Below are 24,144 nucleotides of genomic sequence, written 5' to 3'. Positions count from 1 at the left end.
GATCTACTGCATCCCATCTGACAGCATCCACGCATGGCGTGGATCTACTGCATCCAGCGTGGTTCGAATGTAGAGCCGAGCCCGTACTCGGCTCTACAGAGACGATCAGCCGGCGCGGGCCTCGCGGCGCCGGTGTACCCAGTAGTACAGCGTCGGCAGCACCAGCAGGGTCAACAGCATCGCCGACAGCAGCCCACCGATCACCACCACCGCCAACGGCTTCTGCGTCTCGGCGCCGATCGCGTGCGAGGTCGCCATCGGCAACAGGCCGAACATCGCCAGCAGCGCGGTCATCAGCACTGTCCGCAGGCGCTGCAGGGAGCCCTGCAGCACCGACTGCAGCAGGTCCATGCCCTGCTCGCGCAGCTGTGCGAAGCGGCTGAGCATCACCACTCCGTTCAATACCGCTTGCCCGAACAGGGCGATGAAGCCGATCGCCGCCGACACCGACAGCGGGATACCGGTCAACCACAGGGCCAGGATGCCGCCGATCATCGCCAGCGGCACGTTGGCCAGGATCAACGCCGCGCTGCTGATGTCCTTGAACGCATCGAACAGCAACACGAAGATGATCAGTACCGACAGCGGAATCACCCAGCCCAGCCGCTTCATGGCCCGCTGCTGGTTCTCGAACTCGCCGGACCATTCCAGCCGATAGCCCTCCGGCAACTGCACGCTGACGTCCACGCGCTTGCGCATGTCGGCCACCACGCTGCCCATGTCGCGCCCGGCGATGAAGATGCTGACCGCCTTCACCCGCTGTGCGTTCTCGCGCGAGATGTTGATCGCACCGCTGGCCATGCGGAAGTCGGCGACGTCGGACAGCGTCACCGTATGGCCGTCACCGATGCCCACCGGCACCGTGCGCAGCCGCTGCAGGTCGCGGTCGGCGTCATCCAGCCGCAGCGTGATCGGGAACCGGCGATCCCCCTCCCACAACTCGCCAACCTGGCGCCCGCCCAGCGCGGTCTCGATCACCTCATCGATGTCGCGCACATTGAGCCCGTAGCGTGCGGCGCGGTCGCGGTCGATTTCGATCTGCAGCTGCGGCAGCGAACCATCACGGTCGATAAAGGCGCTTTCCACCCCGTCCACGCCGCGCACCTGGGCAAGGATCGCCTGTGCATGCTGGTTGAGCACCGCCAGGTCCGAGCCGCTCACCTTGATCACCACCTGGCCCTTGATCTGCGAAATGCTCTCCAGGATGTTGTCGCGCACCGGCTGCGAGATCGAGAATTCGGGCCCGGGAATACGCTGCTCCAGCGTGCGCTGCAGGTCGCTCACCAGCTGCCGCTTGTCCACGCCCTTCGGCCAGTCCTTCTCCGGTTTCAAGGCCACCAGCGCCTCGATCTGATTGGCGCCCTTGGCATCCGAGCCGTCTTCCGGTCGGCCCAGCTTGGCCACCACCGTTGAGACCTGGGGGAAGCTGCCAACCAGCTCGCGGATGCGCCGCGACTGCTGCTGCGCCTCGGCAAGGCTGGTGCTGGGATCGAGCGTGGCGGTCAGCCAGATCGACCCTTCGTCCAGCTCGGGCAGGAACTCCGATCCCAGGCGGGTTCCCAGTGCCAGCGTGCCAACCAGCAGCGCGACCGCGGTCAGGACCACCGCACGGGGCCGCGCCAGCGCACGCTCCAGGACCGGCTGGTACCAGCCGGTCAGGCGATCCATCAGCGGATTGCCATCGCGCATGCGATCGCGGCGCAGCCACCAGTAGCAGAACAGCGGCACCACGGTCAGCGCCAGGATCAACGCACCGATCAGCGCCGAGGTCACCGAGTAGGCCATCGGTGCGAACATGCGGCCTTCCTGACGCTGCAGGGTGAAGATCGGGATATGCGCGGCGATGATGATCAGCATCGAGAAGAAGGTCGGCCGCCCCACCTCGGACGCTGCTGAAAGAATGGTCGAGAAGCGGGTCCTGCGGTCGGCCGTGGCCGGCAGTTTCGACAATCTCGAAACGATGTGCTCGGTGACGATCACTGCGCCGTCGATGATGATGCCGAAGTCCATCGCCCCCAGCGACAGCAGATTGGCGGGAACGCCCCACAGGTGCAGGCCGAGGAAGGTCGACAGCAGCGCCAGCGGCATCATCGCCGCCACGATCAGCGCGGCACGGGCGTTGTACAGGAACAGCCACAGCACCAGGAATACCAGCACGGCGCCTTCCAGCAGGTTGCGGAAGACCGTCTTCAAGGTGGTCGACACCAGCCACGAGCGGTCGTAGAACGGCTCGATGCTGACCCCGGCCGGCAGCTGGTTCGCCTCGATCTCGGCGATGCGCGCATGCAGGGCGTCGAGCACGTCGGACGGATTCTCGCCCTTGCGCATCAGCACCATGCCGAACACCGCATCGTCGTTGTCATCCTGGCCCACCAGCCCCTGCCGCGGCAGGCCGGTATCGGCGATGCTGGCCAGGTCGCGCACCAGGATCGGCGTGCCTGCGCGCTGCGCCATCACCACGTTGCCGATATCGGCCGGAGTGCGCATCAGGCCAACGCCACGGATCAGGAACTGCTGCTGGCCACGCTCGACATAGCCACCGCCGGCGTTCGAGCTGCCCTTCTCGAGGGCCTCGGCAAACTCGCCGAGGCTGAGGCCGCGATCACGCAGCTTGTCCAGGTCCGGCTTGACCTGGAACGTGCGCGCAAAGCCACCGAAGCTGATCACATCGGCCACCCCGGGCACCGTGCGCAGGCTGCGCTCCATCGTCCATTCCTGCACGGTGCGCAGCTGGGTCGAGGTCAGATGCGGACCTTTCAGTACATAGCGGTAGATCTCGCCCACCGCCGAGCTCATCGCCTCCAGCTCCGGGGTCACCCCTTCAGGCAGCTCAACGCCCTGCAGGCGCTCCAGCACCTGCTGGCGCGCGAAGTAATCGTCGGCCTTGTCATCGAAGGTCAGGATGATCATCGACAGGCCGAACTGCGTGTGCGAGAACACCCGTACCGAATGCGGGATTCCGGACAGCGCCACCTCAAGCGGCATCGTCACCTCACGCTCCACCTCCTCGGCGGCCCGTCCGGGGTGCAGCGACACCACCGTCACCTGGGTATCGGACACGTCCGGGAAGGCTTCCACCGGCAGTACCCGGAACGCGGCGATGCCACCGCCGATGAACAACAACAGCGCCAGCATCACCATCAGCGGCTGACGCAGGCAATAGGCAATCAGGCGATCGATCATGGGCCGGCGTGTCCCTTGCCGGTGCCGCCGGCCACCGGCGCGCTGTCGACCAGCTGCTGCAGCAGCAGGCCACCTTCGACCACCACCCGACTACCCGCGGCGAGGCCCTCGCGTACCCACAAGCGGCCATCGCCCAGCTCCTCGGCGTGCACGGCATGGCGCACGAACCGGCCTCTGCCCTGCTCCACGAACACCACCTGCCGGCCGTCGATCAGCAGTACCGCGGCATCAGGCACCGAGACACCGCCCTCGGCCGGCAGCGCAACCTGTGCCCGTACGTACTGTCCCGCCTTGAAACCGCGTGCGCGGTTGTCCAGCTCCGCGCGCGCCTGCACGACGCGGCGCTCGCTGTCGACGAAGTCATCCACATGCTGCAGGGTTGCCTGCAGCACCTGGCCATCGGCCCCCGGCAGGCTGACCTGCATACCGGCCTTCAGCCGCCCGGCCAGGCTTTCCGGGATGTCCAGAAGCAGCCACAGGCGATCCGGATCGCCGATCACCGCCAGCGGCTGTTCGCTGTCGGGGCTGACCGACATGCCCGGGCTCATCCGCCGCTCCACCAGAACGCCGTCGATCGGCGCACGCAGCGGCAGGCGCTGGTCAACGTGGCCGCCATTGCCATACGCGCTGGCGAAGGCGGCGGCGCGCGCATGCTCGGCCTGGCTGCCGGCGAAGCTGGCCTCGGCTTCATCCAGCTCGCGGCCCGAGGCGACACCCGCTGCGTGCAGTTCACGGGTGCGATCCAGCTCCTTGCGTGCCTGCTGCAGCTCGGCACGGCCGCGTACGCCCTCGGCCTGGGCCTGGCCGAACTCGGGCGAGGAGATCCAGGCGATGACCTGGCCTGCTTTCACTTTCTGCCCGGGCTGCGCCTCGATGCGCGCCACCTGGCCCGGCAGCGGCGTGCGCAGCGCACTGGAGCGCGCCTCATCCCACACCACCCTGCCCGGCAGCTGCAGGCTGGCGCTGGCGCCGGCGCTGACCTCCTCGCTGCGCAGCACGTCCAGCTGGCGGCTGTCGGCCGGAAACTGGATCTGGCCGGCGCTGACCTGCAGCGCATCCTCGGTATAGGACGCCGGCTCGCGACCGCAGCCGCTCAACAGCGACAGCGCCAGCAGCGCCGGCAGCACGGCATGTCGCGCCCGCAGGCGATGGGCGACGGTGGACTTCATGGGGATTCTCCTTCGGCAACGGATGTGGCGGCTTCCCAGCGCGCCAGGGCAATGGCATGGTCGGCACGCGCGTCGATCAGCGCGGCCTCGAAGTCGCGCCAGCTGCGGCGCGCATCCAGCAGATCGGTCAGGCTGGCGGCACCACGCCGGTAGGCCAGCTCGATGCCCTGCACCGCGTTGCGTGCAGCATCGGACTGCAGGCCTTCGTACTCGCTGCGGCGCCGTGCGGCAGACAGTGCGCTGGCCTGCAGCTGGTCCAGTTCGGCCCGTGCCTCGCGCTGCAGGACCTGCAGTTCCAGTGCAGCGCCATCGCGGTCTGCCTCGGCACGCTGGATGGCCCCGCGTGTGCGTGACGTTCCACCCAGCGGGATGGTCAGCGATACGCCCCAGGTGACACCACTGATGTCGGTCGGCTCACGCTCGGCTTCCACACCCAGCTGGATGTCGCGGTGGCGCTCGCTGCGCGCCAGCGCCACGCCGGCATCGGCGGCGGCCAGGCGCGAATGCGCAGCGCGCAGGTCGGCACGCTGCTGCACATCGAATACGCGCACGGGGGCTGCGGCAGCGGGGTCTGGCCAGGGGTCATCAGCGCTGAGGCCCTCACTGTCGTCGCGGCCGAGCAGCAGGCCCAGCGCATGCCGCGCATCACGCAGGTCCAGCGCCGCTTCGCGTGCGGCATCGGCCACCGCCAGGTCGTCCACCGCCAGCCGCGCGCGGTCCACCGGCGCCATCGCCCCGGTCGCGACCTGCTTGTCCGCTGCCACCATCTGCGCGGCCGAGCCCTCGCGATTGGCCGCCGCGATCAGCGCCCGCTCCTGTGCGCCCTTCAGGCCGAAATAGGCTTCGTGCAGCGCCACCTGCTGGCGCCGCCGGGTATCCAGCATCTCCAGCCCGGCAACCTGCAGCAGTGCGTCGGCCTGGCGTATGCGCAGCGCCCGCTTGCCGCCGCGCTCCCAGGTCCAACCCAGGCCCAGCGTGCTGTCCGCCCGCTTGTCCTGCCAGCGGCCGGGACCGATGCCATGCTTGGGGCTGATCTTGCTGGTGCCGATCGACAGCTCGGTGGCCGGCCTCAGTGCGGCGGTCTGCGCATCACCCTGCACGCCGCGCAGCTCCAGAGCCGCCGCGCGCAGGTCCGGGTTGTGTGCTTCCATCGCACGCTGGGCATCCTGCAGGGACAGCGCCGAAACCGGGGGCGCGCACACAAGGGCGGCCAGCACGGCCGCGATACGAGGGGAGAAATTCATGCGCGTCACGGTAAGGTGACGGACTTGCGCCAAACTTGCCCGAACCTTGCACGAAGCTTGCAATGCGAATCCTGCTGATCGAAGACGACGCCGCCCTGGCCGATGGACTGATCCGTGCCCTGCAGGGTGCCGGCCATCTGTGCGACCACCTTTCGCGCGGGTTGCATGCCCCTGCCGCGCTGGCCAGCGCGCCATATGACGTGATGGTGCTTGATCTGTCATTGCCCGATGTGGACGGGCTGGACCTGCTTTCGCGCCTGCGCAACGACGGCGTCACCCTGCCGGTGCTGATCCTGACCGCACGCGACGGCGTCGATGACCGCATTCTCGGCCTCGACCGCGGCGGCGATGACTACCTGGCCAAGCCGTTCGCGCTCGGCGAACTGGAGGCGCGCCTGCGTGCGCTGTCGCGCCGCCGCAGCGACGCACCGGCGCAGAAGCGCTTGGGCCGGCTGTGCTTCGACAGCATCCGCAATGAAGTGCAGGTGGACGGCCAGCGCATTGAACTGACCGCACGCGAGCTGTCGCTGGTCGAGGCGCTGATGCAGCATCCCGGCCGCACCGTCACCAAGCAGCGTCTGTTCGACGCGCTCTACAGCTGGGACCACGAGGCCAACCTGTCGGTGATCGAAGTGCACGTCAGCCGGCTGCGGCGCAAGCTGGAACAGGCGCGCGCCGGCGTCGGCATCCGCATGCTGCGCGGCCTCGGCTACCGGCTGGAGGCCGGCGGTGACTGAGCGCGTGCACAGCCTGCATGGCCTGCTGCTGCGCCGCCTGTGGCTGCCGTTGCTGGTGCTGCTGCTATGCAGTGCGGTGGGTTCATTCGCACTGGCCCGCTTCTATGCCGGCCAGGTCTACGACCGCTGGCTGCTGGATTCAGCGATGTCGCTGTCCGAACTGGTGAAGGTGCAGGACGACCGCGCCTCCATCGACATCACCCCGGCGGTGTCACGCATGTTCACCTGGGACACCGCCGACGAAGTGCATGGCGAGGTGGTCGATGCCGATGGCGCGCGCCTGTACGGCGACCTGCCCGAAGCATTGCCGCGCCCCGCGGTCGCCGCCACGGATGACGAAGCGGTCTATTACGATGCGCGCCTGCGCGGACAGCCGGTACGCATGGTCGAAGTGCTGGTCAGCGCCGGGCCCGGCCACGCGATCCGGCTGCGGGTGGCCGAAACACTGCGCAAGCGTCACCGGCTGGAGCGCAAGCTGCTGCTGACCAGCATTCCGTTCCAGGCCGCGATCCTGGCGCTGGCGGCGTGGCTGGCGTGGTCCGGCACCGGTGCCGCCGCGCGGCACGCCAACCAGGTTGCACGCCGCCTGGCCAGCCCAAGGCCGGATCCCCTTGCGCCACTGCAGCCCGCGCAGGAGGCCCCGCGCGAGTTGTGGCCGGCAGTGCAGGCCTACAACGCGCTGTTGCAGCGCCTTGACGCGATGCAGGCGGCCCAGCGCCGCTTCGTCAGCAATGCCGCGCACCAGCTGCGCACGCCGCTGGCGGCGATGCAGGTAGAGCTGGAGAGTTCATTGCGCCAGCACGATCCTCAGGCCCAACAGCTGGCGCTGTCCGGCACGCTGGCCGGGCTGGCGCGGATGCAGCACCTGGTCAACCAGCTGCTGATGCTCAGCCGCACCGAGGATCCGCACGGCAGTGCCCTGCCGCTGCGCCCGGTCGACCTGGCGGCACTGGCCCGCGGCGTGGTCGAACGCTACGCCGATCGCGCGCTGGCCGCCGGCGTGGACCTGGGGTACGACGGGCCGGAACACGGCGTGCAGGTCGCGGGGGAACCGCAGCTGCTGCGCGAGGCGTTGGCCAACCTGCTGGACAACGCGCTGCGCTACGGTGCCGTACCGGGCGTGATCACGCTGGGCCTGGCCCAGGCCGCCGGCCGTGTGGACGTGTGGGTGGACGACGACGGCGCTGGCATCGCCGAAGCCGAGCGTAGCCGCGTCACCGAACGCTTCTACCGCGCCAGCAGCGAGGGGGATGGCTGCGGGCTGGGATTGGCCATCGTCGCCGAGATCGCGCAGCGGCACGGCGCGGAGCTGCGGATCGATACCGCACCGAGCGGCGGTGCGCGGGTGGGCCTGCGGTTTGGCTCACAGTAGCCGCCCCTGATCCCTGTAGCGCCGAGCCGATGCTCGGCTGCTCCTGGTGCAACGCCTGAGCCGAGCATGGGCTCGGCGCTACGGCGTCCAGGCCGCCGGCCGTTACCGGCTCATCGAATACGGCGCCTGCGCGCCCTGCCCTGGCCAGTCCTTGGCCGGTTCGGCCTGCATGCTGAAGCGCAGTTCGCCACCGGCCAGGATCTCGTCATGGCGCAGGAACGTGCGCTGCAAGGGCGCGCCATTGAGGCTCACGCTACCCACATAGGTGTGCCGGTCATCCAGCCCGTCGGCGATGATGGTGAAGGTTTTGCCGTTGGGCAGACGCATCGCGGTCTTCGGCAGGAACGGACGGCCGAGGATGTACTCCCCCGAGCCCGGTGCCACCGGGTAGAAGCCCAGCGCGGTGAACACGTACCACGCCGACATCTGGCCAACGTCATCGTTGCCGGCCAGGCCATCGGGGCGGTCGGCGTACTGGCTGTCCATGATCTGCTTCAGGCGCGCCTGCGTGCGCCATGGCTGGCCTGCATACGAGTACAGGTACGCCACGTGGTGGCTCGGCTCGTTGCCATGCGCATACCAGCCAATCAGCCCGGTGATGTCTTCCATGTGCGCGAAGATCGAAGGATCCACCTTGGCATTGAACACCTCGTCCAGGCGCGCAAGCAGCTTGTCACTGCCACCATGCACGGCCGCCAGGCCGGCCACGTCCTGCGGCACGTACCACGAGTACTGCCAGGCATTGCCTTCGGTGTAGTCGGTGCCGTAACCACTGGCGCTGGGATCGAACGGCGTGCGGAAGCTGCCATCACGTTTGCGCGCGCGCATGAAGCCGGTGTCCTTGTCGAACGCGTTGCGCCAGTTGCCGGCGCGCGTGTCGAAGGTCGCTGCAACCTCGGTCTTGCCCATCGCCTGCGCCATGCGTGCGATGGTCCAGTCGTCGAAGGCATATTCCAGCGTCTTGCTCGCCGCTTCACCTTCCTCGTCGATCGGCACATATCCCAGCTCGCGGTACTGCGCGATGCCGTCGTAGGGGCCGTAGTTGGCGGTCTCGACCATCGCCTTCAGCGCCTTGTCGGCGTCGAACCCCCGGATGCCCTTGACGTAGGCATCGGCGATGACCGGCACCGCGTGGTAGCCGATCATGCACCAGTCTTCGAGACCGTGGAACGACCACACCGGCAACATGCCGTAGGGGCTGTGCTCATGGTGGGCCAGCATGGAATTGATGAAGTCGCTGTTGCGCTTCTCCGGCTGCACCAGGGTCAGCAAGGGATGCAGCGCCCGGTAGGTATCCCACAACGAGAACGTGGAATAGTGGGTATAGCCTCTGGCCTGGTGCACGGCATTATCCGGGCCCCGGTACTGGCCGTCGGCGTCCATGAACAGCGTTGGCCCCAGCATCGTGTGGTACAGCGCGGTATAGGCGCTGCGACGTGCATGCGCGGGCGCATCGATCTCGAGCACCGACAGCGCCTGCGTCCATTCCTGCCGGGCCTGCGCACGCACACGGTCGAAATCGAAATCGGCCACCTCCGCGTCAAGATTGGCAATGGCCCCAGCTTCGCTGACCGGCGAAAGCGCGACCTTGACCACGAGCGGCGCGTCCAGCTTGCCGAAGGTGAAGGTGCCGACCAGCTGCCGGCCCTCGATCTGTGCGCGCTGCGCGGGATCCTTTTCGCCTGGCGGCGGGAAGCCCTTGTAGGCAATGTCCTGTTCGGTGCTGTGCAGTTCATGTCCGGACAGCGGCCGCGAAAAACGCATCGCGAAGTACAGCTGGCGGCCAGGCGCCCAGCCGCGGGTTTCGCGGAAGCCGGTCACCGTGCCATCGGCGCGCACCCGTACCCGCGACCACAACACCTTGCCGGGGTAGTCGTACATGCTGGTACGCATGTCCAGCAGCACCTTGGCATCGGCGCCCCTGGGGAAGGCGTAGCGATGCACGCCCACGCGCGGGCTCGCGGTCAGTTCCGCCCGCACCTTGTAATCATCCAGGGTGACCGCGTAGTAGCCCGGCTCGGCCTTCTCTTCGTCGTGGCGGAAGCGCGAGGCGTACCCGCTGCGCGGCACTTCGGGATTGCCGCGTTCCAGGCCGGGGTTTCCGGTGAACGGCATCAGCAGGATGTCACCAAGGTCCGAATGACCGGTGCCGGAAAAATGCGTATGCGAGAAGCCGACGATACTGCTGTCGTCGTAGCGGTAACCGGCCGCCCAGCCATACGCCTTCTCGCGTGGCTGGATACGCGTATCCGGGCTGAGCTGGACCATGCCGAACGGCACGGTGGCACCGGGATAGGTATGCCCCTCACCCCCGGTGCCGATGAACGGATCGACCGATGCATAGGCACGTTCGGCAGCAGCGTTGGAGGAAGCGGCCAGGGCGGCACCGGAAGCGAGCATGGCAGTGGCGGCGACGGCGATCAGGAGGCGACGGTCCAGCGTGGGCATCGGCATTTGGATCGATTCAGGCGGTAGCCGGATGCTAGCACCGGGCCTGCTGCGCCGCATGTTGCAGTGCAGTTGCAGGCCCGCCCACGCGCAGCCGGACATGCCTCGGCGCTACACTCGAAACCGTGACCGGGCTGGGCCCGGCGCTACATCCCCTGCACCCACCTCCGGGACAGCAAGCATGAGCAGCGGCGCGGCGCGATGGATCGTGATCGGAAGCCTGTTGGGCACCGCATTGGCCGCCCACGGGGAACCCATTGCCGCAGCCACCGCCACACGTGCGGCGCAGGACGACTACACCATCCTGCGCCTGCTGGTCATTGACGATCAGGGCCGGCTGCTGCTGGAACACAACCGCAGCGGCTGGATGACACCGGCGGTGCGCGCCAACCGCAAGCAGAGCATCCAGCAGGCGCTGCAGCAGCTCTCATCCGATCTCGGCGTGCAGACCTCGCCGATGACCCTGGCCGCCATCTACAGCTATCGTTTCAACGAAGACCCGCCGGATCCCGGCCACGACGCGGTGTCGTTCCGCCAGCACTACCGCGCCACGCTACGCGGCGGGCAGCCGCCCGCAAACACCAGCGACAAGCAATACCGCTGGGCCAGCCGCGATGAGGCTGCCGCATTGATCGCAATGCAGGCCCTGCGCATGGAGACCCTGCAGGTGCTCGACCATCCCGGGACGTTGTGGGGCGGAGCCTTCGAATTGTCATTCAAGGGCGACGAGGCAACGGGCACCCGGCTGATCGAACCGTTCTACCCGTTGCGCTGAGGCCAACGCCGACGGCCTGGCGTCGGCGCCGCCCTGCCCGGCGCCGGAACGGTGCGCTGCGCGCGATGGCCGTGCAGTGGCTCGCGCTGCAGTGGATCGATCGACTTCCCTACGCCGCCAATGCCTTCTGGATATCGGCCAGCGGCGCGTTGGTCAGGTCCTTGGCGATATCACCGAGCAGGCGCGCCTGGGTCTCCTTGTGCAGCAGCGGCCGAATGCGCCCCAGCGTCGTCGGGTCTGCCACCAGCACCAGATGCGAGTAGCGATTGTTCAACGCGTCCTCGTTGAGTTGCTCGGCGACCTGCTTGGCGAAGGTCGCTTCATTGAGCTGCGAGATCGACATGTCCTTCGGCACCGCGCCCGACGGTCCCTGGCCGGAGACACCCTGCTCGCTGACGTCCTGCAGGCGGAGCTCGCCATCCTGCTTCAAGGCCAGCTGCTGTTCGTTGCCTACGTTGGTGAACACGCGGGCCGAACCGCCATCGGCGACGATGATGAGGGTGCCTTCGGGAATGCGACGGGTCATGCGATGTTCCTTCTCGGTTGCGTTCACCCGCAGCGTAGACAGGCATGCGTGAGCGGCGCGGCCAGAGTTCGTTCAACGCATGTCATCGTGCGATCCATCGCTTCACCGCAATGAACAGGCGCAATGGAACACAGCGTGCAGATCGGCGCGCTTCGCTGCATGCTCACGCCGATGCCGTTATGATGAACGGATGATCGACACGACCCACTACGTGACGGGAGCACCTGTTACGTGGAAAGCACTGCCGACCGGCGCTTCGCTTGCCACGAATGCTCCCGCCCCGCATTTCCATCGCCTCGCGCTGGATCCCGGCGGATGACGCCCGCAGGCCCGCCGCCTGCATCCCCCACACGGCTGTGACACCCGCCTGCTGACATCGCGGCTGCCGTGATCCCATTGCTGCGCTTCCGCCTTGCGGCGGTGACAGGGCGTGCGCACCGCCTTGCGTCTGCGCGCGTTTCGCAGCGCCCTGCCCCCCCCATCGACGCTTCTGCGCCTGCTGCGCCAGCGTCGCCGTTTCCGATTTCCGGGACACATCACACCGCCCATTCGCCCATTCCCCACCCACAAGGGAGCCCCCATGCAGGACACGCCCGAGGCACATGCCCATTTCGGCTGGTTCAAACGCCGCCGCCACCTGAAGGTCGATGAGATCACCGTCGTCGACAAGCCCATGCTCAAGCGCGCCGTCGGCGCCGCCGCACTCGGCAATGCCATGGAGTGGTTCGACTTCGGTGTCTACGGCTATCTTGCCGTCACCATCGGACAGGTGTTCTTTCCGTCCAGCAATCCCACCGCACAGGTGATCGCGGCCTTCGCCACCTTCACCGTGGCGTTCCTGGTGCGGCCGCTGGGTGGGTTGGTGTTCGGGCCACTGGGTGACCGCTACGGCCGCCAGAAAGTGCTGGCGTTCACCATGATCCTGATGGCGCTGGGTACCTTTGCCATCGGCCTGATTCCTTCCTACGAACGCATCGGCATCTGGGCACCGGTGCTGCTGCTGCTCGCACGCGTGGTGCAGGGCTTCTCCACCGGCGGCGAGTATGGCGGCGCCGCCACCTTCATCGCCGAATACTCCACCGACCGCAATCGCGGCCTGATGGGAAGCTGGCTGGAGTTCGGCACCCTGGGCGGCTACATCGCGGGCGCCGGCACGGTCACGGCGCTGCACATGCTGCTGAGCAGCGAGCAGATGCTGGAGTGGGGCTGGCGCATCCCGTTCCTGGTGGCCGGCCCACTGGGCCTGCTCGGCCTGTACATGCGCATGAAACTGGAGGAGACCCCGGCGTTCCGCGCCTTCGCCGAGGAAGCAGAAAAGCGCGAGCACGACCGTCCCGGACTGGGCGCGCTGTTCCAGGTGCACGGTCGCCAGCTGCTGGTGTGCATGGGCCTGGTGCTGGTGTTCAACGTCACCGATTACATGCTGCTGACCTACATGCCCAGCTACCTCAGCGTCACCATGGGCTATGCCGAGAGCAAGGGCCTGCTGCTGATCATCATCGTGATGCTGGTGATGATGCCGTTGAACGTGGTCGGCGGTCTGTTCAGTGACAAGCTGGGCCGCCGCCCGATGATCATCGGTGCGTGCATCGCGCTGCTGGTACTGGCGATCCCCTGCCTGCTGCTGGTTGGCAGCGGCAACGACTGGATGATCTTCCTCGGCCTGATGCTGCTGGGCCTGGCGCTGGTGTGCTTCACCAGCTCGATGCCGTCCACCCTGCCAGCGTTGTTCTACACGCCGGTACGCTACAGCGCCCTGTCGATCGCCTTCAACGTCTCGGTATCGCTGTTTGGTGGCACCACGCCGCTGGTTACCGCATGGCTGGTCGAGCGCACCGGCGACCCCCTGGTGCCGGCCTACTACCTGATGGGCGCGGCGGTGATCGGCCTGGTCACCATGCTGTTCGTCAAGGAAACCGCCGGCTTGCCGCTGCGCGGTTCACCGCCGGCGGTCGGCAGTGACAAGGAAGCCGCGGCACTGTTGAAGAGCGATGTGCCGGTGACGGTGGACCCGGCCCTGCCGCCGCTGCCGGACGCCGCCGAGCCGGAACAGGTGAAGCCGGCCTGATGCCGGGTGCGACGTAGAGCCGGGTATCGGCTCGGCTCTACGGCGTAGCCGCGCTCAATCGCGCGTGGCGTTCAATTCCATCGCGCGCATCACGATCGGCTTGGCCCAGTCCGGGGTGTGCAGCAGTTCCGCCACCGAGACCGGGTACTGCAGCTGGCCCTGCGCCATCGCCAGTACCGGCATCGGTTCAACGCAGCCGTCGGCATCGGCCGGCGCGCTGTTGTCGTAGACATGCAGCTCGGCCAGGTACGGCAGCAGTGCCAGCAGGTTCTCGCGCGCCGAATCGAAGCGGGCGAGGATCTTGTCCACCGGAATGTCATGGCCGCCGGCCGCTACCCGCGCCGCCACGCGGGCGATATGCAGTTCGACGTCAGCCAGGCCGCAGAACCAGATCGCAACGTGATGATGCGCGCAGGCCTCACGCAGCAGTCGCGGAATGCTGTTGCCACCCAGCGTGGTCTCGAAGGCGAAGTCGGTGCCGTCGGCCATCGCCTTGCGCAGGCGCCGCGTGCCCTCCTGCCAGGCCTCGGCATTGGCCTCGGGCAGCGGCCAGCCGGCCTCCACCAGGCGACGGGTGAACGAATCGGGGTTGAACCAGCCCAGCCCTTCGGCCTCCAGCCAGGTGCCCAGCAGCGAACTCTTGCCGGCACCATTGACGCCGGCCAGCACCAGGATCCGCCCCATCGGTCAGAGCGGACGGCCGAGGGTGACCTTGCGGCCACGCCGGATCGGCTGGCCCAGCACCGTGCCCAGTCCCTGCCCGTGTTGCAGGCTGGCCAGGGTCTGGTCGAATTCGCTGCGCAGGCGCAGCAGTTCCTCGCTGCGCTCACCGGCATCGCCGCCAGCGGCCTTGGCCAGCAGTTCCTGGTAGGTGCGGATGTCCACGATCACCGCTTCCGGGTGATTGTGGTTGGTGATGACCAGCGCCTGTTTCTCGCGCACGGTCCGCATCAGGCTGGGCCAGCCGCGGGTCTTCACCGACGAGGCCGGGGCCTTTTCAAGGCCAGGCAGATCCAGCGGCAGGGTCATGGCATGGCTCCGGGCAGTGGGGGACTGGGGCCACTATACCCAATTTGGCCAAATTGGGGATAAATGCCCGATCAGCGATCGGGCCCGGCCTGCGGCGCATCGGTCTGCAGCAGGCTGTCGCGCTCGCGCAGCGGGAAGCGGATCCAGGCATCCAGGCCCCGTGGACCAAAGCGCAGTTCGCCACTGCCGGCCAGTTCGTAGGGCACGCGCTGCTCGATGGCCGCCCGGCCGAGGCCGCGCTGGCGCGGCAATTCCCACGCCTGTACCTCGGCATGGCGCTCGCACCAGTGCAGGCCCAGCCAGGGTTGCCCGTCCTGCACCTGCAGGTGCCACGACACCTCGATCTGCCCATCCTCGTGGGTCAGCGCACCATGCCGGAGCGCATTGCTGGCCAGCTCATGGATGGCCAGCGACAGCACCTCGGCCGCCTTCGGCGGCAGCAGCACGTCTTCCCCCTGCAGGCGATAGACGCCGGCCGCCGGCGCCTGCGCCGCGATCTCCTCATCGAGCATGCCGCGCAGGCAGACCCCCGCGTTGGCGCCGCGGGTCAACAGGCTCTGTGTACGCGCCAGGGACATCAGCCGCCCGCACAGCCGCTCAGCGTACTCATCGACGCTGCTGACCGACACCCGGGTCCGCCAGGCGATGGCGTGGATGGTCGACATGATGTTGCGCACACGATGCTGCAGTTCGGCCAGCAGTACTGACTGGAGCTCGGCAGCGCGCTTGAGATCGTCGATGTCCACGGCGATGGCGAACACCCCGCTCACCTCGCCATCGGCATCGCGCAGTGGCGCGGCCGCAACCCGCGTCCAGCGCGCGCGCCCATCGTCATGCAGATACTGGAACTCCAGGCCCGGCACCACCGTCTCGCCACGCATCGCGCGCGCGATGGCGAAGTCCTCCGGCCCGATCGGGCTGCCATCCGGGTGCCAGCCACGCCAGCGATGCTGGTTGGCTTCATCGCTCGAAGGCACCTTGCCGGTCGGCAGGTAGCCCCGCATCTGATCGTTGGACAACAGCATGCGCCCTTCCAGATCGACGATGCACAGGCCCACCGGCAGCATCTTGAAGGCCAGCTCGAGGCGACGCTCGCTCTCGCGCCGGCGCAGCTCCTCGCGCTCGCGCGCCGCCTGCGCCACGTGCGCGGCGGTGGTCTCGAACATGGTCACCAGTACACCGCTGATGCGCCCTTCCTCGGCGCGGATCGGGCTGTAGGTGATGGTGAACCAGATGTCTTCCAGCCGGCCATGCCGGGCCAACGGAAACCGCTTGTCTTCGAAGGTAAGCGTCTCGCCCTGCCAGACCCGGGTGTAGAGCGGGCCATTGATATGCCACACCTCGGGCCAGCATTCGCGGGTCGGTTGTCCAAGCCCGCCCGGGTGCTTGTCGGCCAGGATCTCGGCATAGCCGTCGTTGTACAGCTGCACCAGCTGTTCGCCCCACAGCACGATCATCGGGAAGCCGTGCGCAAGCATCAGGTCCACGGTGGCGCGCAGATGGGGGGGCCATTGCTGCATGGCGCCCAGCGGCGTGGCGGACCAGTCGTGGCGGGCGATGCGTGCCGCCATGCCATCGTGGCGTGCATGCACTCCCACAACCGGCGGCCTCGACCTGCGCAGGTCAGCGGCCTCGATCGCTTCGAGACGGCGCACCATCCGGCGCGATCAGGCGATGCCCGCAGGGGCCTGCGGCGTCGCCACCAGCCCGGCCAGCTGCTGGACCAGGGCTTCGATGTGATAGGGCTTGGTGCAGCGTGGCGCCGTGGCGAAACGACTGGGCAGGTTGTCGTCGTAGCCGGAGGTCAGCAGGAACGGCGTGCCGGCCTGTGCCAGCCGATCGGCCAACGGATAGACCTGTTCGCCCCCCAGGTTGATATCCAGCAACGCCACATCGATGGGATGCGAATCCACCAGCTGTCCCAGCGCCTGCAGATCACCGGCCGGCCCCACCACCTGTGCGCCTTTCAGCTCCAGATAGTCGACCAGGAACATCGCGATGGCGAATTCATCTTCCGCCACCAGCACCCGCAGCCCTTTCAGGCCCTCCGGTTGGTTACCCGCTTCCAGCACGCCCTGCACTCCTCGATGCACGCGGCCCAGCTCTGCCGCAACGCCCGCAGGATGCGCGAACCGGGCTACAAGAGCGCGTGATGATCGATGAGGCGCGCGGCGGTGCCGCATTCACGCCATCGCCATGCGAGACCGCTGCGTGCCGGTATCAGAAGGCGCGCTCCCACTTCAGGCTGAGCAGGCTGCGGTCGTGGCTGTACAACCAGCCAACAGTGCTGTCGATGCGTGCATAGCGCAGGCTCAGGCTCGGCACCAGCCCCGCCACCGCGAGCCGTTCACTACGCACGATGGCGATCAGGTTCTGTTCGCTGTCTTCGCGCCGCGCCTCCAGCAGCGGGCTCCACGCGTCGTAGTCGCGCTCGCGCAACGACACGAACACGGTGGCGGTGGTCCCCGTCCACTGGCGTGCCGCCCCCAGGCGCAGGCCACGTTGACGGTAACCGTTGGCCGGGTTGCCGGCACGGCTGTCACTCAGGTCCAGCCCAGCAAAGAGGGTCCAGCGCGGGTTGAGCGCACGGAACCAGGTGGCATACACGGCGACCAGCTCACCGTCATAATTGCTGGCCAGGCCGCGCTGGCGATAGCGCTGGCGCTTCCAGTCGGCCTCCAGCTTGAGCAGGCTGCGCGCGTCCAGCGCATATTGCCATTCGCCATGCAGCCCGCTGCTACCCTGCAGGGCCCGGTTACCCAGGCCCTGGTAGTCATAGCTCGGCGCGATCTGCAGGGTATGCCGTGCACTACGCCAGCTGTAGCCCGCCTGCACGCTCGCATTGAGCTCGTTGTAACCGCTGTGCCCGCGCCATGCCTGTCCGAATGCAAGCCCGCGCACATAGACGCCATGGTGTCCGCGCAGTGCCCAGCGACGTTCGAGGTTGCCGTCGTAGTCCAGGCCCATGGCGCGCTGAGCATCGGGAAGATTGCGCTGGATGATGCAGGTGTCGCCCACCCCGAACAGGCAGGTTCGGCTGGCCGAGCTGCGGTTGATGTTGTCGCTCCATGCCGGGCCGGCTGCCAGCGCTCCTTTCCAGCGCCTGCGTGCCTGCAGCGCAGCCAGGTAGGCGTCCACCCGTCCGCGCACACCTGCGGTGGCGGGGTCGTCGGCACTGATGCCACCCGCGATGGCCGTGAACAATGCAACGGCATCTCGATCGCGCTGGTCCTCTGCATAGACACGCGCAAGTTCAAGGCGGGCCGGGAGGAAATCCGGTTGTGCCTCCAGCAGCGCCTCGTATTCGTTGGCCGCACGGTGGTGATTGCCGGCCACCCGCGCCAAGCCACCCTGCGCGTAGTGGCGCAGCAACGGGTCGTGGCCGGGCAGTTCGATGTATTCGTCCAGGAAGCGTTGCGCGGCTCCCCATTGCTGATGCTGCAGCGACAGGTAGAGCGCTTGGCCCAGATCGTCGACCGTGCGCTCCACGCGCAGGGTCTGGCCATCGATGGTGATGGTCGGCCGCTCCGACTCGGCCTGCCGCAGGCGCTGCTGGTCCTGCTGCTGGTGGCGCAGCTCGCTGCCCTGCTCCAGCACACGACGAAGATCATCCTGCTGGGCGCGCACATTGGCCGCAGCCAACAGCAGGACGAATAGAAAGATGGGATGGCGCATGGTCGATCCGTGGTGATGCATGCAGCGGGCCGAAGCAGGGACTGGCGGATCGCGGCTTGTCCCTGCCCTGCCCCGTCAGGGGCATGGCAATCAGTTCTTGCTGCCGCCGAAGGCGGTGTCGTACTGGCTGTTGCCGGCGAAGGTAGCGATGCCGGCCAGGGTGGCGGCGTTGGCGCCGAAGAACTGGCCCTGGGTGGTGCCGTTGACGCTGCCATTGACGTTGGCCGAACCGGCGAACGAAGCATCGGCACTGTTGATGTTGGCAACGATGGCCAGGTTCAGGCCATTGCCGGACAGTGCACCATCCAGGGTACCGGCACCGAAGTCAGCGTCGAAGGTGCCGCTCAGCAGGTTGCTGCCGTTGAACTTGTTCAGGCCAGCCACGGTGTAGGACGCCACGCCGGCGGGCAGCGTGGTGCCGGCGCGGTCACCGACAAAGTAGACCTGGCGGTTGTTGAAGCCACCAGCGGCGCCATCCTTGGACCATTCGCCGAACCAGACATCGCCACTGCCGACCTTGACGAAGTTGAAGTGGCCCATGCCGGCGTGGCTGCCCGGTGCGCCGGTGATCGGCATGGCCAGGGTACGTACCGTCACGCCATTGACGGTGGTGGGTGCGGAGTAGGCGCTCAGGCCCTGGAAGTCCACCGGCTTGGCCTGGGACACGGTGCCGACACCGATACCGGCCTTGCCAGCGCGGTGCGGGCCGCCATTGACCTGCGATTCGCCAACCGCCACATACAGCTCGGCATCGGTCTTGGCACTGGCGGCACCCACGATATCAGCAGCATGCGCGGCACCGACCAGGGCCAGCGAGGCGGCAACGGCGAGAACCGAACGGGAGATCATTTTCATGGTATTGCTCCTTGGTTGAGGGAACTACGGGTACAACGCTTGAAGGTGGGAGATCAGAAGCGCGCGGTGACGCCAAGCTTCAGGGTGCGACCCGGGGCCGGCAGCGTGGACCGCGTGGCCGGATCGACGTAGTAGCGGTTGCCCAGGTTGCTGCCGACCAGTTCGACGCTGGCATGCTCGTTGAAGCGCCAGCGCGCATAGGCATCAACGGTGGTGATGTTTCCCCAAGTGAACGGCACGTTCTGCCAGAGCAGGCCGCTGCCACCGCTCAGCAGGCGATCACGGTAGGCCTGCAGATCGGGGTTTTCGTGCCGCTGGTAGTGCACGATGCGGCTGCCCAGTTCCAGGCGCTCATCGAACAGGCGCGTGCCCAGCGACCAGTTGATCGATAGTTTGGGAATGGCCTGGGTCAGCAGGTAGCCACCGACGAAACCGTCCTGCACGCAGTTCGGGACCAGGCCGCGGTTCGCATCCAACAGCACCGCGGAACTCTCGTCACACACCTCGTTTTCCAGCGTGCGGGTGATGCCCAGATCGGTGAAGAAACGTCGATTGTCGAAGCGCGCCTGCAGCTCGATGCCTCGGATGGTCTGCTTGTCGATGTTGTCGAACAGGAAGTTGCCATCGCGCTCGATCACGTCACGGGTCTTGTGCACGTAGTACGCCAGCTTGACGTCGGCATCGGCGGTGTTGCCGAACAGGGCCGACAGGTTGTGCACGTAGCCGATCTCGTAGTTGTAGGCGTGCTCGGGCTTGAGCGCATACAACGGATTGAGGCTGCCGGAGAAGGCAATGGTGCTTTCGAACATGCTTGGAAACCGCACCGCTTCGCTGTAGCGGACATAGGCCCGGGCAGCCGGGGACAGGTGCGCGGTGGCCGAGAAGGTCGGCAGCCAGGCATGGTCGCGCCGGCGGCTGTTGCGTCCATCCACCGGCCGTGACTGCACGGTATTACCGATGTTGCAGACCTGGTCGCTGCCGGCAAACACCGGCTGCACGTTGGGAATGGCCGCTACTTCGCCATTGAGGCAGGGGTTGCCTGCGCGCGTGTAGTTGCCATCGGCATCAGGCAGCCAGGGCCGGGTATGTGGGACCGGGCGTGGTGTTTCGTACGGCGCCAGCAGGTTGCGGATGCTCTGGTCGATGAACCAGCCCATGCCCCGCTTTTCCCAGACGGCGCGACGCGCTTCCAGTGCATCGATGCGTGACTGCAGGTCCGCCGGGCGGGGCAGCACCTCGTTCACGGTGTAATGCGCTTCCTTGCCACCTACGCCCTTGGTCAGCAGCTCGGGATGCGCTTCCAGGAAGTCATCGAAGGCCCAGTAGCGGCTGTAGCGCACGCCGGCGTTGAGGGTGAGGAAGTCGACCGGACGCCACTCCAGGGTGAGGTAGCCTTCACCCTCCTGGCGACGCCCGGCACGCGGGAACATGCGCCAGCCATCGGTGGTACCGAAGTACGGATCGCTCGAGCCAAGCTTCTCGTACTGCCAGTTCCCGCCCACGGTCAGGTCCAGAGAAGAATGCAGTGCGAAACGGTTGCTCAGGATCAGGCCGGTACGGTCGTTGCGCGCGTTGGCCAGCGCGGTGTTGCGCAGGATCGGGCTGGCGTCCGGATTCCACGCCGGATTACCCACCGCGAAGTTCGGGAAACCACCGGCGGTGTAGGTATCGCTGTCGGTCTCGGTACGCCACAGGTTGGCATACAGGTCCAGCCAGCGGCTGCCGGCCGGCTGCCAGCGGTATTCCAGGTTCCAGGCATCGGACGCGACCCGGCTGAGCGGCCACTGGATCCGCCCATAGTCCGGCGCCGACAGGATGCGCGACGGCATGATCTCGCCATAATGCGACAGTGTGCGCCGCCAGGTCGCCTTCAACTGCTGGTCGTCGTTGATCTGCCAGCTGCCCTTGACCAGCCAGGACTCCTGTTCACTGGAGGTATTGGGCACTTCATTGCCGGGCTTGAAGTAGCGCGCCAGCGTGGTGATGTAGTCGATGCCCTGGTACTCGAACTGCTCGCGCCGGTCCTGGTCGTAGTACGCGCTGCCCTGGGTCCCGGAGAAGTAGTTGCCGCGCTTGCGCCAGGCGTAGGCGGCCATCAGGTCGACGTTGTCCCCGCGCACGCCCAGCGCCAGCCGCCAGGCCTGGTCCTCGCCATCAAAGGGGTTGTTGCCGCTGCGTGACTTCACCGGCACCACCAGGGTGCGGTCGTCATAGGGCGAGTTCGGTGAGCCCTGCGGGAAGCCCGGCACGGTGCGGTAATCCTCGCCGGTATGCAGGCGCGGCAGGCGTGGCGCCACCGCATTGCTGCTGCCTTCGATCTTCAGCTCCCCGCCGAAGCGCTCGCCGGCAGCAACAATGTCGTCGACGTCGATGGTCTTGATCACCAGCGCGCCACCGATCCCGCTGTGCACATCGCGCACCAGCCCTGGCCCCTTGATGACCTGGATGCCACCAATCAGGTTGGGATCGATGTAGTTGCGGTTGCTGACGCCGTTATAGCCACGCCAGACCGTGAGCGCCTGTTCGCCACCGTCGATGCTGACCGGCACCCGCCCCGGCCCCTGGATGCCGCGGATGTTGATGTCCAGCGCGCCGCTGTTGCGCGCATCGCCGCTGAACACGCCGACCAGATCCTTGACCACGTCGGCCGGGTTGGAGCCGCGGTAGCGCTCCACCCGGTCGCGCCCCGAATACGCCGTGGTCAGGTCCAGCGCGAACACATCATCGTAGCCGCGCCGATCGCGGGCCTCGCCCCCTTCCGACTGCAGGCGACCGGCCACGTCCAGCGTCTCGGTCACCCGCACCCCTTCCCCCTCTCCCGCCTCCGCTGCAGCCCGCAGGCTCCAGGTGCCATCCATCCCGCGTTGCGCGCGCACGCCGCTGCCCCGCAGCAGCTGCTGCAGGGCCTGCATCTGGCTGTACTCGCCACTCACCGCGCTGGAGCGGCGGCCGTCCACCAGGTCGCTGCGGAACACCACCTGCACGTCGGCTTGGCGGCCAAAGGCGCGCACCGCATCCGCCAACGGCTGTTCCGGGATGGCGTACTGGCGCGGCGGCGCGACGATCGTCGCCTGCGCCTGCACGGCCGGCACCCAGGCCAGCGGCAGCAATGCGGTGGAAATGGCCAGGGCCAGCAGGGTGACGCGACGATGACAGGCGGATGCCGTGGACGGCATGGACGGGAACTCCTCAAGCGGGGCGGAACCAGCGGCACATCGGGTGCCGGTGGCGTGTCTGGCTTGAGGAAAAACGGTGTTTCGCTCTGGCTATACCTCTATAGACCGTGGGCGGCAAAGAATGCCCACGGTTTTTTCATGTTTTTTTCATGTGGCCTGGTCTGCCCTCGACAACGGACTGCTCACCACAACACCATCGCGCCGCCGGGCAGGCGCTGCACCCGCAATCCGGCCTGTGCGGCCACCGCATCGATCGCGGCTTCCGGCTGCTGCAGGTGGAACAGGCCGCTGACCCGCACACCTGCGCCCTGCCCCGCCAGGACCCAGACCGGGGCGCGGCGGTAGCGCGCCAGGTCGGCGATGGCCTGCGCGGCCGGCTGATCGTCGATCACCACCTCGCCACGGCGCCATGGCGCGATCGCCTCGGGATCGTCCTGCTGCAATGGCTGCAGCCAGCGGCCGTCACGGAACACGCGTGCCTGCCCGGCCTGCAGCCGCTGCACGCTGCCATCGCCCGGCCGCACCTCCACTTCCCCCTCGCTGACCTGGGTGCTGACCGTGGTGCCCTGCATCGACACACTGAAGGCGGTGCCGATGTCGCGGACCACGCCGCCGGCCGCCTCGACCTGGAACGGGCGAGCCTCGTGCGCCACCTGGAACCAGGCCTGGCCGCGCAGCAGGCGCAGGTGGCGCTGCTGGCCATCGAACGCGATCGCCAGTGCGGTACCAGCGTCGAGTACGGCGGTGCTGCCATCGTCCAGCTGCACCACACGCGGCGCATCGCTGCTGCGCAGGTCACTACGCGCGAGCAGCAGCGCGTGCGGGGCAGCGGCAACCATCAGCACCACTGCGGCAGCACTGGCCAGCAGCCACGGCAGGCGGCGGCGCGGCGTGATCGGGCGCAGCCCTTGGCGATCAGCCGTCACCTCGGGCAGCGCGGCCAGCACGTCGGGGCCGGCGGCATCCAGCCCCTGCCAGAAGGCCTGCTGCCGGTGCCAGGCCAGCGCATGACGCGGATCGGCCCGCAGCCAGCGCTGCAGGATCTGTTTCTGGCGTTCGGGCAGCGGGCCTGCATGGCACCGGATCACCCAGCGCAACGCCTGCCTGGCCTGACGCGGCGAGGGTTCGGACATGGTCATGGTTGTGGCCTGCCGCACCGGCAACCGGTGCGCTTTCCTGTTGAGACAATGGCGGGCGCGATCTGCCCACGGCAATCGCCGTTCATCGGCGGGCTCCCTGCTGATGCTGCTGGATCACCACTGCAGCACGCAGCACATGCTTGCCGACCAGGCTTTTGGAAATGCCCAGCCGGACCGCGATCTCGCGCTCACTCAGGCCCAGGTAGCGGTTGAGTACGAAGCACTCGCGCACCTGTGCCGGCAGCGCGAGGATGGTCCGGGTGACCTCGCGCAGCTGAGCCTGGTCCAGCGCCTGCGCCTCGCCCTCGTGGCGGGCCTCGGCCGCATCAACGGCGTACTCGGCCATCGCCCGCCGCTCGCGCGCATCGGCCTGGCTGCGGTTGAGCGCATGGTGGTACGCCATGCGGTACAGATAACCGCGCGGCTCCAGGATGGGGGGATCACCGGGCACGCTGCTGGCCTTCAGGTACAGGTTCTGCAGGGTGTCCTCGGTACTGGCGGGGTCAAGGTAGCGTGCGATGAAGCGAGACAACGCACGGCGCTCGCGGATCAGCAGCTCGACCAGCGCCAGGGCATTGGGAGACATAGGTGCCAAGGCCGGACCGGGGAATGATGGGCGTGATGGCGACGGTCCGGAGCTGGATTGTGGGCTGCATGGCGATGCGCGGCAAGCACAGCTCCAGTAGATCCACGCCACGCGTGGATGGGAGCACCACGCGCTCGATCCACGCCACGCGTGGATGGGAGC

18 protein-coding genes are annotated in these 24,144 nt (G+C 67.5%); 4 read left to right on the top strand and 14 right to left on the bottom strand.

Annotation, left to right across the window (positions count from 1 at the left end; translation table 11 throughout):
* Positions 1-105: 105 nt before the first annotated feature.
* From Q0P60_RS20050 to Q0P60_RS20040, 3 genes are read right to left on the bottom strand one after another with little or no spacing between them, the layout of a single operon-like run.
* Positions 106-3,183, bottom strand: a complete 3,078-nt coding sequence (locus Q0P60_RS20050; RefSeq protein WP_294997360.1) for a CusA/CzcA family heavy metal efflux RND transporter — start codon at positions 3,181-3,183, stop codon at positions 106-108.
* Positions 3,180-4,352, bottom strand: coding sequence for an efflux RND transporter periplasmic adaptor subunit (locus tag Q0P60_RS20045; RefSeq protein WP_294997359.1), 1,173 nt, complete (start codon positions 4,350-4,352; stop codon positions 3,180-3,182). Before Q0P60_RS20045 ends, Q0P60_RS20050 begins: the two co-directional genes overlap by 4 nt.
* Positions 4,349-5,596 (bottom strand): TolC family protein, encoded by a 1,248-nt coding sequence (locus tag Q0P60_RS20040; RefSeq protein ID WP_294997358.1) that lies wholly within the window; start codon positions 5,594-5,596, stop codon positions 4,349-4,351. The genes Q0P60_RS20045 and Q0P60_RS20040 overlap by 4 nt, the downstream gene beginning before the upstream one ends.
* A gap of 62 nt (positions 5,597-5,658) precedes the next feature.
* Between Q0P60_RS20040 and Q0P60_RS20035 the strand changes: the two genes are divergently transcribed.
* Entirely contained in the window at positions 5,659-6,333 is a 675-nt protein-coding gene (locus Q0P60_RS20035) for a response regulator (protein WP_294997357.1), read from the top strand.
* Positions 6,326-7,705 carry a sensor histidine kinase gene (locus tag Q0P60_RS20030; RefSeq protein WP_294997356.1) on the top strand — a complete coding sequence of 460 codons (1,380 nt, stop codon included), beginning with the start codon at positions 6,326-6,328 and terminating at the stop codon, positions 7,703-7,705. The genes Q0P60_RS20035 and Q0P60_RS20030 overlap by 8 nt, the downstream gene beginning before the upstream one ends.
* Before the next feature lie 102 nt (positions 7,706-7,807).
* Here Q0P60_RS20030 and Q0P60_RS20025 read toward each other — a convergent pair whose 3' ends face one another.
* Positions 7,808-10,159, bottom strand: coding sequence for a GH92 family glycosyl hydrolase (locus Q0P60_RS20025; RefSeq protein WP_294997355.1), 2,352 nt, complete (start codon positions 10,157-10,159; stop codon positions 7,808-7,810).
* A gap of 175 nt (positions 10,160-10,334) precedes the next feature.
* Between Q0P60_RS20025 and Q0P60_RS20020 the strand changes: the two genes are divergently transcribed.
* Positions 10,335-10,928, top strand: coding sequence for an NUDIX hydrolase (locus Q0P60_RS20020; RefSeq protein ID WP_294997354.1), 594 nt, complete (start codon positions 10,335-10,337; stop codon positions 10,926-10,928).
* A gap of 109 nt (positions 10,929-11,037) precedes the next feature.
* On the opposite strand, the gene Q0P60_RS20015 is transcribed toward Q0P60_RS20020, so the two are convergent.
* A complete protein-coding gene (locus Q0P60_RS20015) occupies positions 11,038-11,454 on the bottom strand; it encodes a host attachment family protein (protein WP_294997353.1) in 417 nt (138 codons plus the stop codon).
* Positions 11,455-12,034: 580 nt separating this feature from the next.
* Here Q0P60_RS20015 and proP point away from each other — a divergent pair.
* Entirely contained in the window at positions 12,035-13,522 is a 1,488-nt protein-coding gene (proP, locus tag Q0P60_RS20010) for a glycine betaine/L-proline transporter ProP (protein WP_294997352.1), read from the top strand.
* Between the two features lie 54 nt (positions 13,523-13,576).
* Here proP and Q0P60_RS20005 read toward each other — a convergent pair whose 3' ends face one another.
* From Q0P60_RS20005 to Q0P60_RS19965, 9 genes are all read right to left on the bottom strand, one after another.
* Positions 13,577-14,206 (bottom strand): AAA family ATPase, encoded by a 630-nt coding sequence (locus Q0P60_RS20005; protein ID WP_294997351.1) that lies wholly within the window; start codon positions 14,204-14,206, stop codon positions 13,577-13,579.
* 3 nt (positions 14,207-14,209) lie between these two features.
* Positions 14,210-14,551 (bottom strand): type II toxin-antitoxin system prevent-host-death family antitoxin, encoded by a 342-nt coding sequence (locus Q0P60_RS20000; RefSeq protein WP_294997350.1) that lies wholly within the window; start codon positions 14,549-14,551, stop codon positions 14,210-14,212.
* A gap of 71 nt (positions 14,552-14,622) precedes the next feature.
* On the bottom strand, positions 14,623-16,209 hold the full coding sequence (locus Q0P60_RS19995; RefSeq protein ID WP_294997349.1) for a PAS domain-containing protein: 1,587 nt from the start codon (positions 16,207-16,209) through the stop codon (positions 14,623-14,625).
* A gap of 9 nt (positions 16,210-16,218) precedes the next feature.
* Entirely contained in the window at positions 16,219-16,623 is a 405-nt protein-coding gene (locus tag Q0P60_RS19990) for a response regulator (protein ID WP_294997361.1), read from the bottom strand.
* A gap of 148 nt (positions 16,624-16,771) precedes the next feature.
* Positions 16,772-18,226: a surface lipoprotein assembly modifier gene (locus tag Q0P60_RS19985; protein ID WP_294997348.1), complete on the bottom strand. Its 1,455-nt coding sequence runs from the start codon at positions 18,224-18,226 to the stop codon at positions 16,772-16,774.
* Between the two features lie 90 nt (positions 18,227-18,316).
* Positions 18,317-19,081, bottom strand: a complete 765-nt coding sequence (locus Q0P60_RS19980; protein ID WP_053449902.1) for a Slam-dependent surface lipoprotein — start codon at positions 19,079-19,081, stop codon at positions 18,317-18,319.
* 53 nt (positions 19,082-19,134) lie between these two features.
* The gene (locus Q0P60_RS19975) at positions 19,135-22,257 is read right to left on the bottom strand and encodes a TonB-dependent receptor (RefSeq protein WP_294997347.1); all 3,123 of its coding nucleotides are present in this window, start codon (positions 22,255-22,257) and stop codon (positions 19,135-19,137) included.
* A gap of 182 nt (positions 22,258-22,439) precedes the next feature.
* Positions 22,440-23,396, bottom strand: a complete 957-nt coding sequence (locus Q0P60_RS19970; RefSeq protein WP_294997346.1) for a FecR domain-containing protein — start codon at positions 23,394-23,396, stop codon at positions 22,440-22,442.
* 82 nt (positions 23,397-23,478) lie between these two features.
* Complete coding sequence (locus tag Q0P60_RS19965) at positions 23,479-23,982, bottom strand: RNA polymerase sigma factor (protein WP_294997345.1); 504 nt, start codon at positions 23,980-23,982, stop codon at positions 23,479-23,481.
* Between the last annotated feature and the right edge of the window lie 162 nt (positions 23,983-24,144).

Source organism: uncultured Stenotrophomonas sp. (genome assembly GCF_945952405.1).
In the GTDB taxonomy this organism is placed as follows: domain Bacteria; phylum Pseudomonadota; class Gammaproteobacteria; order Xanthomonadales; family Xanthomonadaceae; genus Stenotrophomonas.
This window is presented reverse-complemented; position numbering and strand designations above follow the sequence as displayed.